At 71.8% G+C, this 4,972-nt stretch carries 3 protein-coding genes; 2 read left to right on the forward strand and 1 reads right to left on the reverse strand.

Annotation, left to right across the window (positions count from 1 at the left end; all coding sequences use genetic code 11):
• A partial coding sequence (locus ACFUEL_RS35020; protein ID WP_380241502.1) for a nitroreductase/quinone reductase family protein occupies nt 1–847 on the reverse strand: 847 nt, incomplete at its 3' end.
• 407 nt (nt 848–1,254) lie between these two features.
• Here ACFUEL_RS35020 and ACFUEL_RS35025 point away from each other — a divergent pair.
• Together ACFUEL_RS35025 and ACFUEL_RS35030 are read left to right on the forward strand one after the other, a co-directional pair.
• The gene (locus tag ACFUEL_RS35025; RefSeq protein WP_380241505.1) at nt 1,255–2,703 is read left to right on the forward strand and encodes an RICIN domain-containing protein; all 1,449 of its coding nucleotides are present in this window, start codon (nt 1,255–1,257) and stop codon (nt 2,701–2,703) included.
• Nucleotides 2,704–2,735: 32 nt separating this feature from the next.
• Nucleotides 2,736–4,919, forward strand: a complete 2,184-nt coding sequence (locus ACFUEL_RS35030; RefSeq protein WP_380241504.1) for an RICIN domain-containing protein — start codon at nt 2,736–2,738, stop codon at nt 4,917–4,919.
• The last annotated feature ends 53 nt before the right edge of the window (nt 4,920–4,972 follow it).

Genomic DNA, 4,972 nt, shown 5'->3' on the forward strand with positions numbered 1-4,972 from the left:
GTTCCTCCTCGTAGGCGAAGTGCGCCTCCAGGCCCTCGGTGAGCCGGTCGAGTTCGGCGCGCAGCGCGGCGGGGTCGTCGGCGCCGGGCGCGGCGAGGTGGGCTTCGAAGCGGGCGAGCGCGTCGGCGACGGTGCGGTGGTCGGCGCGCAGGCGGGCGATGGCGGGGGGGAGTTGCGGGTAGCGGCGCTGGAAGGCGGTGAAGGCGCCCTCCTCGCGGATGTGGTGCATGTCGAGCCCGTGGCAGAAGCTCAGGCAGCGTTCGCGCAACTGGGCCGCCAGGTCGGGGCCGGACGCCGGACCGGGGCCGGGGCCGGGAGCCGGGCCGGTTCCGGCCAACCGGTCGCGCAGGTCGGCGAGTTGGCGGCGCAGGTCCTCGTGGTGGAGCCGGAGCTGTCCGACGATCGCGGCGGGCAGTGCCGGGTCGCCGGAGAGGTCGAGGGGGTGCAGGGCGATGACCGGGATGGCGCGGTCGGCGCGGTCGGCGTACTCGGCGAAGGCGGGCACGCGGCGGGCCTGTTCGGCGTACTGGCGGGCGCGTTCGTCGGGGTCGAGTTCGACGGGGCGGACGGAGTGGGCGACGGTGCCGCCGTCCCCGTCGGGGAGTTCGGCGGTGCCGCCGCCGGCGGCGAGCAGGTTGCGGTACCAGAGCGGGTGGTGCGGGGCGCCGCCGTTGGAGCCGAAGACCAGGTAGCGCCCGGCGTCCTCGCGGTAGACGAGCGGGGTGGTGCGGGGTTTGCCGGTGCGCCGTCCGGCGGTGGTGAGCAGCAGCAGGTCGGGGAAGCCGTCGACCTTCCCGCCGTTGGCGCGGAACCGTTCGATGACCTGCTGGTTGAAGTCGTCGGCCATGGTGTGCCTCCCCGTTCCGCGCGGTCCGTCTCCGGTGGCGCGGTCGATTCACATTTGCAAGCAAATACAATCTAGGCACGCTCCGGCGCGGCGGTCAACCACCGGCCGCTCCGCACACGTCCTTCGACTCCTGTACGCACGGGGGTTGACGTGACCGCGCAGACGCCCCTAACTTCACGTCTTGAAAAAGGTCCAGACCAAAGCCGGCAGGGCTGCTGGCCACCACATTGATCCCCCGTCAGGGGGACGTCCCGCCCTGCCCGGAACGCTCCGGACGCTCCCTCAGGCATCGCTTCGCGTTCACTTCATGAACGAGTGAACGTTCTCCCCCACGAGGAGCCGCCTTGATCCGCACCCGTTCCCGCACCGGCCTGCGCCCCCACCCGCACCCCGACCCGCGTCTCCACCTGCACCCCCACCCGCGTCCCCGCCCGCGCGCCCGCCTCCTGCGCAGCGCGGCGGCCGCCGTCGCGCTGCCCGCCACGGTGGCCGGCCTGCTGGTGGCCGGCGCCGGCCCGGCCTCGGCCGCCGCCAACCCCGGGCCCGGCTTCCCGGCGCACTACGCGGCGCCGTACCTGGAGACCTGGAACTCGCCGAACACCCTGGCGGACGCCCGCAACGGCGGCGGCCTGAAGTACGTCACCCTGGCCTTCGTGATCAGCGACGGCAGCTGCAACGCCACCTTCAACGGCGACACCCCGATCACGGACGCCGGTTGGACCAGCGCGATCAACGCGCACCGGACCGCGGGCGGCGACGTGATCGCCAGCTTCGGCGGGGCCTCCGGCACCGAGCTGGGCCAGGCGTGCACCAGCGTCCCGACGCTCCAGGCCCAGTACAAGCGGGTGGTGGACGCGCTCAACCTGACCAGGATCGACCTGGACATCGAGGGCGGCGCGCTGAACGACACCGCCGCCAACGACCGCCGCAACCAGGCGCTCGCCCAGCTCCAGCAGGCCCAGGCGGCGGCCGGCAAGCGGCTCGACGTCAACTACACGCTGCCGGTGAGTCCTTCGGGTCTCGAAGCCAACTCGCTCAGCCTGCTGAACAACGCCAAGAGCCGCGGGCTGACCGTCAACGCCGTCAACATCATGACGATGGACTACGGCTCGCCGATGGACATGGGCCAGGCCGCGATCAGCGCCGCCGACGGCCTGCACACCCAGCTCGGCCGGATCTGGACGTCCAAGACCTCCGAGCAGCTGTGGGCGATGGAGGGCAACACCCCAATGATCGGGGTCAACGACACCACCTCCGAGGTCTTCACCACCGCCAACGCGCAGTCCCTGGAGTCCTTCGCCGCCGCCAAGGGCATCCAGCTGCTCGCCTTCTGGGCCCTCGGCCGCGACAAGGCGTGCGCCACCAACGGCACCCTCTCCGACACCTGCAGCGGCACCCCGCAGTCGGCGTACCAGTTCGCGAGGACCTTCAACGCGCTCACCGGCGGTTCCACCACCCCGCCCCCTAGCGGCCGCACCGGGCAGATCACCGGCTACGGCGGCAAGTGCGCGGACGTGGCGGGCGCCGACTCCGCCAACGGCACCGCCGTGCAGCTCTACGACTGCAACGGCACCGCCGCCCAGCAGTGGACGGTGGGCACCGACGGCACGATCCGGGCGCTCGGCAAGTGCCTGGACCTGACCTCGGGCGGCACCGCCAACGGCACCCAGGCCCAGCTGTACGACTGCAACGGCACCGGCGCCCAGCAGTGGCAGGCCCAGTCGAACAGGACCCTGGTCAACCCGGCCTCCGGCCGCTGCCTGGACGCCACCGGCCCGTCCTCCGCCAACGGCACCCGCCTGCAGATCTGGGACTGCTTCGCCGGCGCCAACCAGCAGTGGAACCTGCCGGCCTGACCGCCCGACGACCCGAGAAAGGAGCGACACCCATGCGCAGCAGCAGCACCGGACTCCTCCCGCTGACCGCCGCGGTCGGCCTGCTGGCCTCCTCCGCCGTCCTGCTGGCCCCCGCCCCCGCCGCCCTGGCCGCCGTCCCGACCGGGGCGACCACGCTGGTGGCGCAGAACTCCGGCAAGTGCGTGGACGCCGCCGCGGCCGCCACCGCCAACGGCACCGTCGTCCAGCAGTACGCCTGCAACGGCACCACCGCCCAGCAGTGGCAGGTCCAGGACCTCGGCAACGGCTACGTCCGGATCAACAACCAGAACGACACCTCGAAGGTGCTGGACGTCACCGACGTCTCCACCGCCGACGGCGCGAAGGTCCAGCTCTGGACGTACGGCGGCGGCCTGAACCAGCAGTGGCAGGCCGTCGCCGAGAGCAGCGGCGCGTACCACTTCGTCAACCGCAACAGCGGCAGGTGCCTGGACGTGCCGAGCGCCTCCACCGCGGACGCGGTGCAGCTGCAGCAGTACGCCTGCAACGGCACCGCCGCGCAGTCCTTCACCTTCGGGAGCACCGTCACGAACCCGCCCGGCACGCCCGACTTCGGGCCGAACGTGACCGTCTTCGACCCGTCGATGCCCACCGCCACGATCCAGGCCAAGCTGAACGCGGTCTTCGCGCAGCAGGAGTCCAACCAGTTCGGCGCCCAGCGCCAGGCGCTGCTGTTCAAGCCGGGCAGCTACGGCGTGGACGCCAACGTCGGCTTCTACACCCAGGTCGCGGGCCTCGGCCTGTCCCCCGACGACGTCACGATCAACGGCGCGGTGCACGCCGAGGCCGACTGGTTCCAGGGCAACGCGACGCAGAACTTCTGGCGCTCCGCCGAGAACCTGTCGGTCAACCCGACCGGCGGCACCGACCGCTGGGCGGTCTCGCAGGCCGCGCCCTACCGCCGGATGCACGTGCGCGGCAACCTGCAGTTGGACGACGGCGGGTGGTCCTCGGGCGGCTTCATCGCCGACTCGAAGATCGACGGCCAGCTCCGCTCCGGCTCCCAGCAGCAGTGGCTGTCGCGCAACGCGCAGTGGGGCAGCTGGACGGGCTCCAACTGGAACATGGTATTCGTCGGCGACGTCAACGCGCCCGCCAACTCCTTCCCCAACCCGCCCTACACCACCGTCGGCCAGACCCCGGTGGTGCGCGAGAAGCCCTTCCTGTACGTCGACTCCGCGGGCGCCTACCAGGTGTTCGTCCCGGCGCTGCGCACCAACACCTCCGGCACCACCTGGGCGGGCGGCGCGCAGCAGGGCAGCTCGCTGCCGATCGACCGGTTCTTCGTCGTGAAGCCGGGCGCGACCGCGGCCGACATGAACGCGGCGCTGGCGCAGGGCAAGAACCTGCTGGTCACTCCGGGCGTCTACCACCTGAACCAGCCCCTGAACGTCACCCGGGCCGACACGGTGGTGCTCGGCCTGGGCCTGGCCACCCTCGTCCCGGACAACGGCGTCACCGCGGTGAACGTCGCGGACGTGGACGGCGTCAAGCTGGCCGGCCTGCTGATCGACGCCGGGACGGTCAACTCGCCGGTGCTGATGCAGATCGGCGCCGCGGGCTCGGCCGCCGACCACTCGGCGGACCCGACCTCGCTGCACGACGTGTTCTTCCGGATCGGCGGCGCGGGCGTCGGCAGGGCGACCCAGTCGCTGGTGGTCAACTCCAACAACGTGATCGGCGACCACATGTGGCTGTGGCGCGCGGACCACGGCAGCGGAGTGGGCTGGACCAGCAACACCGCCGCCAACGGGCTGGTGGTCAACGGCAACAACGTGACCATGTACGGCCTGTTCGTCGAGCACTACCAGCAGACCCAGGTGATCTGGAACGGCAACGGCGGCCGCACCTACTTCTTCCAGAACGAGCTGCCGTACGACCCGCCGAACCAGTCCGCCTGGATGAACGGCTCGACCCGCGGCTACCCGGCCTACCAGGTCGCCCCGGGCGTCACCACGCACGAGGCGTGGGGCCTGGGCTCCTACGCCTACTTCAACGTCAACCCGGCCGTGGTCGAGGACCACTCCTTCGAGGCCCCGAACCGCTCCGGCGTGCGCTTCCACGACATGGTGACCGTCTCGCTGGGCGGCACCGGCACCATCGCCCACGTCATCAACTCCACCGGCGGCCCGTCCGACTCCACCACCAACGTGGCCAACCTGGTCGCGTACCCGTAGGACTCCGGTGGGCCCGGCCCCCGCCGGAAAAGCGGCCGCCCCCTCCGTACGGG

This window comes from Kitasatospora sp. NPDC057198 (assembly GCF_042670125.1).
Lineage (GTDB): Bacteria > Actinomycetota > Actinomycetes > Streptomycetales > Streptomycetaceae > Kitasatospora.